The organism is Aquimarina sp. EL_43 (assembly GCF_943422735.1).
Classification (GTDB): Bacteria; Bacteroidota; Bacteroidia; order Flavobacteriales; family Flavobacteriaceae; genus Aquimarina; species Aquimarina megaterium.
This window is the reverse complement of sequence record NZ_CALSBR010000001.1, coordinates 2764341-2776555: the sequence shown is the minus strand read 5'-3', so window position 1 is coordinate 2776555 and position 12215 is coordinate 2764341. Positions and strand designations below refer to the sequence as shown.

General features: G+C 32.5%; 13 protein-coding genes. 3 read left to right on the top strand and 10 right to left on the bottom strand.

Annotated elements, in window-relative coordinates; genetic code table 11:
* Positions 1 to 2 precede the first annotated feature (2 nt).
* Positions 3 to 1280: an alpha/beta hydrolase-fold protein gene (locus NNL09_RS11745; protein ID WP_196910752.1), complete on the top strand. Its 1278-nt coding sequence runs from the start codon at positions 3 to 5 to the stop codon at positions 1278 to 1280.
* A 97-nt stretch (positions 1281 to 1377) separates the two neighbouring features.
* On the opposite strand, the gene fabD is transcribed toward NNL09_RS11745, so the two are convergent.
* The 4 genes from fabD to NNL09_RS11725 form a co-directional block, all read right to left on the bottom strand.
* Complete coding sequence (gene fabD / locus NNL09_RS11740) at positions 1378 to 2259, bottom strand: ACP S-malonyltransferase (RefSeq protein WP_025665154.1); 882 nt, start codon at positions 2257 to 2259, stop codon at positions 1378 to 1380.
* A gap of 207 nt (positions 2260 to 2466) precedes the next feature.
* Complete coding sequence (locus NNL09_RS11735; protein ID WP_196910751.1) at positions 2467 to 3684, bottom strand: outer membrane beta-barrel protein; 1218 nt, start codon at positions 3682 to 3684, stop codon at positions 2467 to 2469.
* A 185-nt stretch (positions 3685 to 3869) separates the two neighbouring features.
* Positions 3870 to 4721: a fructosamine kinase family protein gene (locus tag NNL09_RS11730; RefSeq protein ID WP_196910750.1), complete on the bottom strand. Its 852-nt coding sequence runs from the start codon at positions 4719 to 4721 to the stop codon at positions 3870 to 3872.
* Positions 4721 to 5659 carry a dihydrofolate reductase gene (locus NNL09_RS11725; RefSeq protein WP_196910749.1) on the bottom strand — a complete coding sequence of 313 codons (939 nt, stop codon included), beginning with the start codon at positions 5657 to 5659 and terminating at the stop codon, positions 4721 to 4723. Before NNL09_RS11725 ends, NNL09_RS11730 begins: the two co-directional genes overlap by 1 nt.
* A gap of 65 nt (positions 5660 to 5724) precedes the next feature.
* Here NNL09_RS11725 and NNL09_RS11720 point away from each other — a divergent pair, with 65 nt between their 5' ends.
* Both NNL09_RS11720 and NNL09_RS11715 read left to right on the top strand, forming a co-directional pair.
* Positions 5725 to 6804, top strand: coding sequence for an aminotransferase class V-fold PLP-dependent enzyme (locus NNL09_RS11720; protein ID WP_196910748.1), 1080 nt, complete (start codon positions 5725 to 5727; stop codon positions 6802 to 6804).
* Positions 6805 to 6925: 121 nt separating this feature from the next.
* Positions 6926 to 7222 carry an isoamylase early set domain-containing protein gene (locus tag NNL09_RS11715; protein ID WP_025665160.1) on the top strand — a complete coding sequence of 99 codons (297 nt, stop codon included), beginning with the start codon at positions 6926 to 6928 and terminating at the stop codon, positions 7220 to 7222.
* Between the two features lie 73 nt (positions 7223 to 7295).
* On the opposite strand, the gene NNL09_RS11710 is transcribed toward NNL09_RS11715, so the two are convergent.
* From NNL09_RS11710 to NNL09_RS11685, 6 genes are all read right to left on the bottom strand, one after another.
* Entirely contained in the window at positions 7296 to 7712 is a 417-nt protein-coding gene (locus NNL09_RS11710; protein ID WP_025665161.1) for a hypothetical protein, read from the bottom strand.
* A gap of 641 nt (positions 7713 to 8353) precedes the next feature.
* Positions 8354 to 8635 carry a DUF427 domain-containing protein gene (locus NNL09_RS11705; protein ID WP_025665162.1) on the bottom strand — a complete coding sequence of 94 codons (282 nt, stop codon included), beginning with the start codon at positions 8633 to 8635 and terminating at the stop codon, positions 8354 to 8356.
* Positions 8636 to 8656: 21 nt separating this feature from the next.
* Positions 8657 to 9631: an L-histidine N(alpha)-methyltransferase gene (gene egtD / locus NNL09_RS11700; protein WP_025665163.1), complete on the bottom strand. Its 975-nt coding sequence runs from the start codon at positions 9629 to 9631 to the stop codon at positions 8657 to 8659.
* A 14-nt stretch (positions 9632 to 9645) separates the two neighbouring features.
* Positions 9646 to 10818 carry an ergothioneine biosynthesis protein EgtB gene (egtB, locus tag NNL09_RS11695; protein ID WP_196910747.1) on the bottom strand — a complete coding sequence of 391 codons (1173 nt, stop codon included), beginning with the start codon at positions 10816 to 10818 and terminating at the stop codon, positions 9646 to 9648.
* A gap of 110 nt (positions 10819 to 10928) precedes the next feature.
* Positions 10929 to 11354: an energy transducer TonB gene (locus NNL09_RS11690; RefSeq protein WP_025665165.1), complete on the bottom strand. Its 426-nt coding sequence runs from the start codon at positions 11352 to 11354 to the stop codon at positions 10929 to 10931.
* 23 nt (positions 11355 to 11377) lie between these two features.
* Complete coding sequence (locus NNL09_RS11685) at positions 11378 to 12202, bottom strand: thymidylate synthase (RefSeq protein WP_025665166.1); 825 nt, start codon at positions 12200 to 12202, stop codon at positions 11378 to 11380.
* Positions 12203 to 12215 lie beyond the last annotated feature (13 nt).

Sequence of the window (12215 nt, the reverse complement as noted above, 5' to 3'; positions counted from 1 at the left end):
CTATGAATCTTAAAAACTTATTGTCATTATGTAACCTATTCAGTTTTATTTTCTGTTCTTCATTTGCGCAAATCCAAATAACAGAGAATACTATAGGAAAGAACGTTGTGATTCCTTCTAAAATACTTGATGAAGAAAGAAAAATTCAAATCTTTCTACCTGAGGATTATGACGATTCTTCAAAAAAATATCCTGTAGTTTACATATTAGATGGGCAACGGCTTTTTCTTCATGCTGTAAGTGTATCACAATCTTTTAAAAAATTTAAACTCACCCCAGAATATATTACCGTGGGTATCACAAATACATACCCCAAGCGATTTGGTCATTTTAGCTCTGGAGCAAAAACCTTTTTAAATTTTATAGCTCAAGAACTTATTCCTTATGTAGATCATACGCTTAGAACATCTGGAGAACGATTACTATTTGGTTGGGAATATGCCGGTGGTTTTGTTATTGAAACGATGACCAAAAACCCAGAACTGTTTAGCGGATACCTGGCAGCAAGTCCTTATCCCATTCATGATACCAGCTTACCGATATCAGCAAACAGAATGAAATCTCTAGATAGTATCCTTAGCGCTAAGAAAAAGCTCGAAACTTTCCTGTTTTTTACTTCTTGCAATAACGAAGGAGTAGTAACAGAGGGGACCGAATACCTTAAAAACAAATTAGAATCAGAAGCTCCCAACACATTGAGATGGGAGTATACTTATCTGCAAAACGAAGAACATCGCTCTACCCCATATCACACCCTTTATTACGGTTTAAAACAGTATTATCACAATTATCCAGAACTTCGGTTCGATTCTTTAGAAGAATATAAAAAATTGGGCGGAATGGATAATGTAATTACCTATTATAAAAAGAGAGCAGAGCAATTTGGTTTTCCAGAAAAAATTGCACAACATACCATGTGGAATCTTGTAAAAAAAGCTTCTGATGAAAATGACCATACTGCATTTAACACCTTTATAAATCAATTTAAACCCAATGGATTTATTGAAAACCTAAGAACAAATTGGGGATGTGTCTTTGCCGAATTTTATTTGAAACACAACCAACCCGAGAAAGCAAAAGAGTTGTATACCTTTTTCATGAATAAATCCCCCAATGCGGCACGCCCGGTTAATGGATTAGGCGATGTTTATCGTGCTTTAAAAAACAAAAAAGAAGCTACGATGTATTATCAACGTGCTATTCGACTTGGCAAGAAAAATGCTGACTGGAGATTACAAGAATATGAAAAAGACCTATTGAATCTTAAAAACAAAAAGTAGTAAACGGCAGATATTGATCATAAAAAAACCTCACAGACTAATGCCGAACTTAGTTTAGCATCTCCTGCGAGGTTTATATTATAGTATTGAATATTTCTTAAATCGAAGCAGAAATAGTTTCCATAGATCGGTCTACTTTTTTCACCAATCCCGATAATACTTTTCCTGGTCCAACTTCTGTAAATGATGTTGCGCCATCTTTGATCATATTTTGTACACTTTGCGTCCATTTTACTGGTGCTGTAAGCTGTGCGATCAAGTTCTTTTTAATTTCTTCTGGATCTGTAACCGCTTCTGTAGTCACATTTTGATACACAGGGCAATTGGGCGTATTAAACGTAGTCGCTTCAATTGCTGCTGCCAATTCTTCTCTGGCAGGTTCCATTAATGGCGAATGAAATGCCCCTCCTACTGGTAATACCAATGCTCTTCGGGCTCCTTTTTCTTTCATCAATTCACATGCTTTTTCGATAGCTTCTACTTCACCAGAGATTACTAGTTGCCCGGGACAATTATAGTTTGCTGCTACTACAATCCCATCTGTTGCTTCACATCCTTGCTCTACCACCTCATCTTCTAATCCCAGAACAGCTGCCATTGTAGATGGTTTCAACTCACACGCCTTTTGCATAGCCATCGCTCGTTTAGATACTAATCGCAATGCATCTTCAAAATTAAGAGTTCCGTTAGCAACTAAAGCAGAAAATTCTCCTAAAGAATGCCCTGCAACCATATCTGGTTTAAAACTATCTCCTAATACTTTACTTAAGATAACAGAATGCAAAAAGATAGCAGGCTGTGTTACTTTAGTTTGTTTTAACTCATCTGCTGTACCTTCAAACATAATTTTGGTAATCTCAAACCCTAAGATATCATTAGCTTTATCAAAAAGTTCTTTAGCGATGTTTGAGTTTTCATATAGATCAAGACCCATTCCGGAAAATTGAGCTCCTTGACCAGGAAATACATATGCGTTCATATGATACTGTGTATTTAAAATTTTGACAAAAGTAAGGATAAAGTTGGTACGAGTAACTAGAATTTTTGTTTTGGGCGTCCGGGCGGGCTATTCGCTACAATTCCTCGTATTATCTATCCCTCGACAACACTTCGTCAAACTCAGTATCATGCCTTAAAAAGACAATACTCGGGATTTCTACTACTATCCCTAACGCAAGTGTCTTATTTAAAATAAAGAATACCCAAAGATTATGGATAGTGTTTTATAATCAGAACTCCAATTTACATAATCATTTAAAATATCATGACTTAGCCCATATCTACATTCCAAACTATATCTATCATTGTATTTATATCCCAGACCAAAAGTTAAATTGCTTCCTGCCTCAATATCTAAATCTTCGCTGTGTTCAAAAGTAATATTTGAGTCTAGATTGAAGACAAATGCAAAAGAGCTATTGATAAATAATTTTGAGTTTTCGTTTAAAAACATATAATGCCTAATTCCAATAGGTATTTCTAGCGATTTGTAATCCACCTTAATCTGTTCTGTTCGCTCAATAACAGTATTTGGATTTAAAATTCTTTCGTTTTCTGATTTATAATATTGATATTTTGGCTCAACCATTACGGCCCATTTGTTTTTGTTAAATGGTAAAATGAATTCAGCTTCAACTCCAAATCTAAATCCCAATTTATTGTCAAAATCCATATTGTATGATGAAAACAACGCATTATTACGTATGGATAGAGAAGAATTATTTAAACCGAATCTCACGGTTAAATTAAACAAATCTCTTTTCTGTTTCTCTTCAAAATTAATAGATTCTGAATTGTTACATTTATTGTATTTCTCAAAAAGAACTTTTAGTTCATTTTTATAATAATCTACATTTTTAAATGTGTTCATTGAAATGCCTTTGCATTTTAAATCACTCCATAACTGTTGCCTATATCTATTGTTTATATTTATTTTGTTTTCTGGGGTCAAGTATTTTTTAAATATTAGTTGCTTAACTTCAGAATTATCTACACTATAAAAAAACTTTGACACGTTTTTATCATCAAATGAGTACAAAATAGCTTTTCCTTCTATTACTACCTTTAAAAAAAGTTCTTCCTCTTTAAATGTAAGATTTCCATTATTACTCAACTTGTTCATTACATTGCTTGATCTCTCTATCATAACCACATGTCTACGATATTTTAGTATATCGTAAATCCCAAACTCTTTAACAGATTTGATAGTGATTTTCTTTTGTTCTGTATCTTCTGATAATCTGTATTCAAATTCGGTTGGATTATTTTTCCAATCAATATTTTTAATTTGACAATCAATTTTTTGGCCAGAATTATCGATATAATATCCTTTTTGAAAAGAAATTTGTGAATAGCAATTAATATTAACAATAATGGTTAAAAGAAATAATAGTTGTTTTTTCATTTTAGATTAGTCAATTATTAGTTAGGCAATAGTTTAAGTTTTTTTTAATCGTAAGAGACTCTATAGATCAAAATGTAATATTCTATACAATAGTAGAACATCTCAGTTTCATTTTTCGGAACTGAAAAAAAACAATTCAAATTATTTATACCTAATTAACAATCTAAAAAATCAAGGTGGGTTTATTAAGAATACCTGTTCACAATACTCTTTACCTTATTGTAATATGAACTCCCAAACAGGTTAAGGTGAACCAAAAGGTAATACAATTGCCAAATCGATAATCGATCTTTCCAATTCCCTATAAGTGGAAAAATTTCATTATAGATATCAAATACACTAGAATTAAAACCTCCAAAAAGATGCATCATACCTATATCCATTTCTCTGGGCGTGTATGCAACCGCCGGGTCTATAAGACAAGGATATCCCTGCATATCAATCATAAAATTACCACTCCATAAATCACCATGAATCAGGCTTGGTTTTTCGTCTGGTATTTCATCTTTAAGTACATTGTAAAATGTATCTACATCTGAAAACGAGAAACCATTTTGTCGGGCCAATTCAAATTGTGGTTGTAATCGCTGGGTCACATAGAATTCGTATGTAGAATCACATATAGTGTTATACTGTGGCAAACTCCCGATATAATTATCATTCTCGAAACCAAAATAAGAGTCATTTTGTTGGTGTAGGGCCGCTAATTGTTCTCCAAATATTTCCCAAAAAGTATCTGCTTGTTTTCCAGAATCAATATATTCTAATATCAAAAAAGCAATATCATCAAATTCACCAAAACGAATAATATCCGGAATCGTAAATGTGTTTGAATCTTTAAGTTTTTCAAGACCTTTGGCTTCTGCCTCAAACATCCCAGGAAATTCTGAAGCACTATTAACTTTGGCAACAAATTTTTGTTGATTTGTATGTATAAGACAAACGTCATTAATGTCCCCTCCCGATAATGGCTGTATCGCTATTATCTTTTCTGAAAGTAATTCTTCAAAATGAGATGTAAGCTTTAAAGAACGCATTATTTTTTGATGTACGTCAAATACGTAAAAGGATACTTATGCTTTTCGTCTATATCATGAAATTCTTCTTTCTCTAATTTCCAGATTTCGGTATCAATTTCAGGAAAAAAAGCATCTGCTTCAAAGGATTCATGCACTCTGGTTAATTCGATACAATCTGCATGATCCATCCCCATAGTATAAATCTCACCACCTCCTATAATAAAAGGTTGTGCATCTCCTTTAGCTATCTCTAAAGCATCCTGCATATTATGTACTACTATTACGCCTTCTGCCTGATAGTTTGTATTTCTGGTGATTACAATATGTACACGATTAGGGAGTAATTTAGGAAAAGTTTCAAAAGTTTTACGCCCCATGATTATATGATGACCTGTCGTTAGTTTTTTAAACCGCTTAAAATCATCTGGTAAATGCCAAACCAGATCATTATCTTTACCTAAGGCATTATTTTCTCCAGCCGCAGCAATCATTGTAATCACACTCTTTGTTTCTTTTAACTCTCCCACAATCTCTGATGTTTTTCCTTTTATAAATCCTTCTTTCTTTTTAACCAGTTCTTCTTTGGGATACATTAACTCTATATCTTTCTGAAGTAAAGCTATTTCCTCTTTTTGTTTGGTAATCAATCGCTCCATCTGTCGATCTGCCCACTCTTGTCCCATAAATGTACTAAACAACCATACATTACAAAAATGCACTACCAAAAGGAATGCCCAGCATAGTATTGCAATAATATACCAGTCTACCCCAAATAATGTAAACTCTTTTCCATAACCAAATACCAGGTTAAGAATTATAAAAAACACAGAACCAACTAAAAAAATGATGAAATGTTGAAATAATCTTTTTTTCTGAATAACGCGCTTACGTGCATGTTCATATAACTCACGTTGTTGTGGGTCAATTTGTATTCTTTCTTTCTTTTTTGAAAACATATTAATGCTAACTTAGTACCGGCAAGTAAAGATATAGTTTTTAGCAAAAAGCACTAAAATTACTTATGAAGAATTTAAGAAAAGAATTTCCTGTTTTATCTAACAACACCTATCTCAATACAGCATCTTCTGGATTACTTTATGATTCACTTTTAGAGTTTAGACAGGAACATGATTTAGATTTTCTTATTGGCGGAAGTCTGTTTAGAGATCATCAACAGGATTTTTTAAATAGTGTACGCAAAACTATTGCAACATTTTTTGGAAGCTCTGATAACAATGTAGTATTAACTCCTAATTTTTCTCTGGGTTTCAATACAATATTAAGTACAATAGATAAAAATAAAAAAGTCTTATTGCTGGATGAAGACTATCCTTCTATTAACTTTGCTGTAACCAGTAAAGGGTTTAATGTTTGTTTTGCAACAATAGATGCTACAGTAGAACAAAATATTGAAAATGCCATACAAAAACACAAACCTGATATTTTTGCATTTAGCTTGGTACAATACATTAATGGTATTGCAATAGATCTTGATTTCCTTACCCAATTAAAAGCCAAATATCCTGATGTACTTTTTATTGCTGATGCTACACAGTTTTGCGGCACCAAGACTTTCGATTTTAATGCTTCGGGAATTGATATTTTGGGGTGTAGTGGTTATAAATGGTTATTGGGCGGATATGGTAATGGTTTTATGCTATTTAACCATGAAGTATTAGATCAGATTACACCTTCTTCATATATCGATGCTCCTAAAACCAATTATGATCCATCATACACAAGTTTGCGAGCTAGATTTGAATGTGGCCATCTGGACACCTTCAATTTTGGAAGCCTGCAATATTCTCTGAATTTTCTATACAAAATAGGCATTGCGACTATTGAAGAACATATGAACACACTAAGTGAATATGCAAAATCAGAATTTGTCAAACTAAATGTATTAGAAGAAAATGTGGTAAAACGCCAAAGACATAGTACAATTTTTAATATAAAAGGTGATCAGAAATTACATTTGCATTTAAAAAAGAACCATATAATTACTTCTCTTCGAGGACCAGGAATTCGAATTAGTCTTCATTTTTACAATACCATAGAGGACGTAAAAAAATTAATTGATGTACTATATCGTTATCGTTAATATCTTATTGTTAAGTGTTGATTAAATTACTGATAATCTGATGTTTCTCCCTTTTCGTTTTTATCGTTTTATAGTAACTTAGTTTTAAATTTATTAACCAATATTTAATAGTATATAAATTATGGCGATTACTAAGCAATACTTAAAATCTAAACCTATTTGTAAAGTTACTTTTATCGTTCCTGCGAAAGAAGCAAATAATGTAAGCGTAGCCGGAGAATTTAATGAATGGAATACAGAAGCTACCATTCTGAAAAAGTTGAAAAATGGAAACTTTAAAGGAACCATTGATCTTCCTAAAGACAACAAATTTGAATTTAAATATGTTGTAGATGGTGAATGGACAAACGAGATCGAAGCTGACGGATATCAGTGGAACGATTTTGCTGCTGCAGATAATAGTTTATTAGTACTATAAGAATTATAATGGATGAGTTTCCTAGTTTTACTGGGAACTCATCCATTACATTTATCTTTTGATAACTACTATTTTATTTTAACCTTGAAGATTTGCTTGTTATAATTTTTGCTACTTCATCCTTTTCTGCTGAAGATTCAAAAATAAATTTTCCTTCTTCATAATCTTCATTTAAAATTTCGAGATCAGCTGAAGAATGAATGTATAATCCTTCATTTTCTATATTTTTCACTTCATTAATTTGGGCGTAATCGAATTCCTGAAGTGTTGGGAATTTTTTAAATAATATTTTCGACATCCAGAAGGCAAGAAGTTTATTTTCGAGTAACAGGATACAGCCATTTTTATCATTAATCATTACTTCGTATGCACCAATTATATTCGAGTTAGGTGATAGCTCATCAGAAATTAAACCTTGTAACTTATCTGGTAAATCAGACAGGAAATAATATTTCTTTTTTAAATTATTAAATGAATTTTTGTCAATCATAGCATTTCTTTTTTATAATTTTACCTGTATTCACAATTTTATATTCTTTATTTTCTTTTAAAAAAAACGGAATTAGGTAAAAAACTACCATTACAAAACATAGTATAACAGCATATAATCCAATACAAGGAATTATTGAAAAAAGCAATAACAAAATTGCTCTTATGAGTTCTATAATTCTAAAAAACTTAGAACCATTGGATATGCAAACTATTCCGTTTTAACACAAACCTAGAAAAAGGTATACTGAAAAAAGAAGTTACTTTTTATTCGCTATACTTTTGTTTACTATCCGTCTTACCTTATTTGAAATTTGTAGCGCAAAACAGTTTAACGCAGGGACTAACCAGAATAACAAAAAATATAAATGGATATAGATAACGAACCATATTCCTTAAGTAGTATAAGGGTAATTTTGAGAAATTTATAAAGAAATACTGATAGAGGTTATTACTAAACAAGAAAGCTAAATATCTCGTAAATCATAGCAAATACATAATACTGAAATTAACGAATCTTATGATTAAGGCAATTTTGTTAATTTGAATAATAATGGGTTAATATTATAAATACCTATTCGAAAAATTCTTGTTTTTTAACAGTGTTATTCTAAGCTAATTTATTCTTTAACGGCATAAATACTAACTTACAATTTCGACACCTTTCCAAAAAGCAACATATCCTTTGATTTGCTTTGCCAGATCACTAGTATTTGGGTAATACCATGCCGCATCTTTATTTTCTTTTCCATCTACCTCGATTGTATAGTACGATGCTACTCCTTTCCAAGGGCAATTAGTATGTGTGTCACTGGATTTAAAAAATTCTTTTTTTATTGCTTCGGGAGGAAAATAATGATTATTCTCTATCACTTTAGTATCATTACTTTCTGCTAATACCTGTCCGTTCCAAATTGCTTTCATATTCTGGGTGTTTTTTGTTTTTTATTCTTCTTTTGTAATTAGATAATCTTTGTAATCGTTATTCTGATCCGAAAAAGATTTCACAATTTTCAAACCCGATTCTTTTGCCAGCCACTTTACAATATCATCATCATATTTCTGAGAAATCTCGGTATGAATACTTTCCCAGGCCTCGAAATGAACTTGTAACGACAAACTATCAATATCGACAGTTTGTTTTTCTTTGCTCACCAAATAACTTTTAGCAGTTCCATTTTCGGGATCATACGTCTCCCAGTGCATGAACTTATCCAGATCAAAATTTCCATTAAGTTCTTTATTAATTCTTGCTAAAACATTTTTATTAAAAGCTGCTGTTACTCCTGATTTGTCGTTATATGCATCTAAAACTTTCTGGGGATGTTTTTTTTGGTCAAATCCTATAAAAAGCAAATCACCAGTATGCATTGCATTGTATAATTTTTTCAAAAACTGAATAGCTCTTGCGTGCAATAGATTACCAATATTAGATCCTAGAACCATGATTACTTTTTTACGATCGCTTATATGCTTTAATCGATCTAAGACTTCAAAATACTCGCCTATTTGTCCTTGCACAGTAACTTCTGGCATTTCCTGATTTAAGTTTTTCACCAATCCATCAATAGCATTTTCACTAATATCAATCGGGCTATATGTAAAATCGTAGTTTTGATTTAGTAATTCTTGTAATAACACTTTTGTTTTTTTCCCATCTCCTGCCCCTAATTCGATTAAATCAAAACCATCTTTATTGGTATCGAATTTTTGAATAATATCGGATTTATGAGTTACAAAAATTTCATACTCTGCTCGTGTAAGATAATATTCTGGCAATGCCATTATCTGCTGAAAGAGTTCATCTCCGATTTCGTCATAAAAAAATTTGGATGACAGGTATTTTGGAAACGCAGTTAAACCTTCGCATACTTCTTTCTCGAAAGTAGAAACCAGTACTTTTTGATCTTTAGAATTCATGTAAAAAAATAGAGTTATTTATCCTTCACTAATCGCAATCCTGTAAATTGCCATCTAAGGTTTGGGTGAAAAAAATTACGATATGTTGGTCTTGTATGGTTTCGTGGTGTAGCTACAGATCCTCCTCGTAGCACTTTTTGATTTACCATAAATTTTCCGTTGTACTCCCCTAATGCTCCGGGAGCTTTTTTGTAGTTTGGATAAGGTGAGTATGCACTTTCTGTCCATTCCCATCGAATTCCCCATTTGAAAAGGGACTGGGCAGTCTCCCACTCAAACTCGGTTGGTAATCGCTCTCCTTTCCATTGAGCAAAAGCAAATGCCTCATAGAATGAAATATGAGTAACCGGAGCTGCGTAATCCACTGTTTTTAATCCCTGTAAGGTATACTGGTGGTATTGTCCATCTATTTTATGCCAATATAATGGAGCTTTGATATTATCTTTATGTATCCAATCCCAAGCTTCTGCATGCCATAACAGACTATTTTGATATCCTTTATCCTCTATAAACTCAAGATATTCTTTATTAGTTACAAGTGCATTTGCAATGGTATACTCTCTTAGAAATACTTTATGTCTGCCAAGTTCATTGTCGTAACAAAATTTATTTCCCTCATATCCAATCTCATATATACCTTCTTCTACAGTACTATATCCAGGAATTTGATCATCATCAAAACTGGGATTTTCAGAAAACGTATCGTTGTACTTAGGAAACAACGGGTTATTTCCTAATATAAATTTTATGTCGGTAATCAATAATTCCTGATGTTGTTTTTCATGATGAATACCAATCTCTACCAACTCTCTGATTTTTGGATCATCATTTTCTTCTAAAAAAGTTTGTAAGTGCGAAGTAATATAGTCTCTATATTCATATACCTCACTTACTGTTGGTCTAGAGAGGTTTCCTCTATCGGTACGGATTACTCGTTTTCCTACACTTTCGTAATAGCTATTAAAAACATAGGCATACTCTGGGTGAAATCGTTTAAAACCTGACACATATTTTGACAGAATGAATTCTTCAAAAAACCAGGTAGTATGTCCTAAATGCCATTTTGGAGGAGAAACATCTACAATAGGTTGGATCACATAATCTTCTATCTGGAGGGGTGCACAAATTTCTTCGGTATCTGATCGGGTTCTTAAAAAGGAAGTTATTAAATTATCTGTAATGATCATAAAAAAGAGTGTATACGACTTACGTATACACTCAAATTTACTGATTTTTATTATTTTTTATCCTATAACAAGGTTAATCCAATGTTAAAATTAGAATGTCAACCTCTATATTACTGTGGTTTTCTAAACGTAATCGGAACAGTATAAGCGACAGCTATTGGCTTCTCTCCCCATTTACCAGGTTTCATCTTAGGGATAGCTCTAATAATTCTAATAGCTTCTCTTTGTAAGTATCTATGTGCTCCTGTAACTTCAAGCACTTCTACTTTTCCTTTTTTATTTATAATAAACTCTACCGTTACTGTACCGCTTAATCCTTCGTTCATAGCGATCTCTGGATATTCAAAATTTTGAATAATATGATTTCTCAATTTTTGATCAAAACATTGTGTAGGGGTTTGTCTTGATCGATCACATTTGGGCCACATTGGTGTGATTCCTTTTTCATTCGCATTTTCCTGCGATAAAATTATTGCATCCTGGGAAAAAGAAATTCCCGAAAGCAAAAGTGTTAAAATAAGTAATGTTCTTTTCATCGTAGTTCATTTAAAATTTGGGCTTAAACTGCAACCCTTCCCTTTATATGAGAGTGCGGATCATAGTCTACTAACTTGAAATCATCAAAAACGAAGCCAAAAATATCTTTCACCTCTGGATTAATTATCATTTTGGGTAATTTTCGAGGTGTTCTAGATAGCTGAAGTTCTAGTTGTTCTTTATGATTATTATAGATATGAGCATCTCCAAAAGTATGTATAAACTCACCTGCTTCATAGCCACAGACCTGTGCCATCATCATGGTAAACAAGGCATAAGAAGCTATATTAAATGGCACCCCTAAAAAAATATCTGCACTACGTTGATATAGTTGACACGACAGCTTGCCATTAGCAACATAAAATTGAAAAAAAGCATGACAAGGAGGTAATGCCGCCTTACCGTTAGCTACATTTTCTGAAAAAGACTTTGATGTATCTGGCAGAACACTTGGGTTCCAAGCAGATACCAACATACGTCTACTATCGGGATTGCTTTTAAGCGTCTCTACTATTTCTTTGATTTGGTCAATTTCATTATTATCCCAATTACGCCATTGATGACCATATACAGGGCCTAAATCTCCATTATCATCTGCCCATTCGTTCCAGATACGAACGCCATTCTCCTGAAGATACCCTATATTAGTATCTCCTTTCAAAAACCATAATAATTCGTAGACTATAGATTTTAGATGTAGTTTTTTGGTAGTAACCATTGGGAAACCTTCACTAAGGTCAAAACGCATTTGGTAACCAAAAACGCTTTTTGTACCTGTGCCAGTTCGATCTTCTTTTGCATTTCCATTTTCAATTACATGATTCACAAGATCAAGATATTGCCTCATATTCTCTCTTACA

Excerpts from the sequence above, each read along its gene's own strand:
- NNL09_RS11745 (WP_196910752.1), top strand. The coding sequence starts at position 3 with ATGAATCTTAAAAACTTATTGTCATTATGTAACCTATTCAGTTTTATT.
- fabD (WP_025665154.1), bottom strand. The coding sequence starts at position 2,259 with ATGAACGCATATGTATTTCCTGGTCAAGGAGCTCAATTTTCCGGAATG.
- NNL09_RS11735 (WP_196910751.1), bottom strand. The coding sequence starts at position 3,684 with ATGAAAAAACAACTATTATTTCTTTTAACCATTATTGTTAATATTAAT.
- NNL09_RS11730 (WP_196910750.1), bottom strand. The coding sequence starts at position 4,721 with ATGCGTTCTTTAAAGCTTACATCTCATTTTGAAGAATTACTTTCAGAA.
- NNL09_RS11725 (WP_196910749.1), bottom strand. The coding sequence starts at position 5,659 with ATGTTTTCAAAAAAGAAAGAAAGAATACAAATTGACCCACAACAACGT.
- NNL09_RS11720 (WP_196910748.1), top strand. The coding sequence starts at position 5,725 with ATGAAGAATTTAAGAAAAGAATTTCCTGTTTTATCTAACAACACCTAT.
- NNL09_RS11715 (WP_025665160.1), top strand. The coding sequence starts at position 6,926 with ATGGCGATTACTAAGCAATACTTAAAATCTAAACCTATTTGTAAAGTT.
- NNL09_RS11710 (WP_025665161.1), bottom strand. The coding sequence starts at position 7,712 with ATGATTGACAAAAATTCATTTAATAATTTAAAAAAGAAATATTATTTC.
- NNL09_RS11705 (WP_025665162.1), bottom strand. The coding sequence starts at position 8,635 with ATGAAAGCAATTTGGAACGGACAGGTATTAGCAGAAAGTAATGATACT.
- egtD (WP_025665163.1), bottom strand. The coding sequence starts at position 9,631 with ATGAATTCTAAAGATCAAAAAGTACTGGTTTCTACTTTCGAGAAAGAA.
- egtB (WP_196910747.1), bottom strand. The coding sequence starts at position 10,818 with ATGATCATTACAGATAATTTAATAACTTCCTTTTTAAGAACCCGATCA.
- NNL09_RS11690 (WP_025665165.1), bottom strand. The coding sequence starts at position 11,354 with ATGAAAAGAACATTACTTATTTTAACACTTTTGCTTTCGGGAATTTCT.
- NNL09_RS11685 (WP_025665166.1), bottom strand. The coding sequence starts at position 12,202 with ATGAGGCAATATCTTGATCTTGTGAATCATGTAATTGAAAATGGAAAT.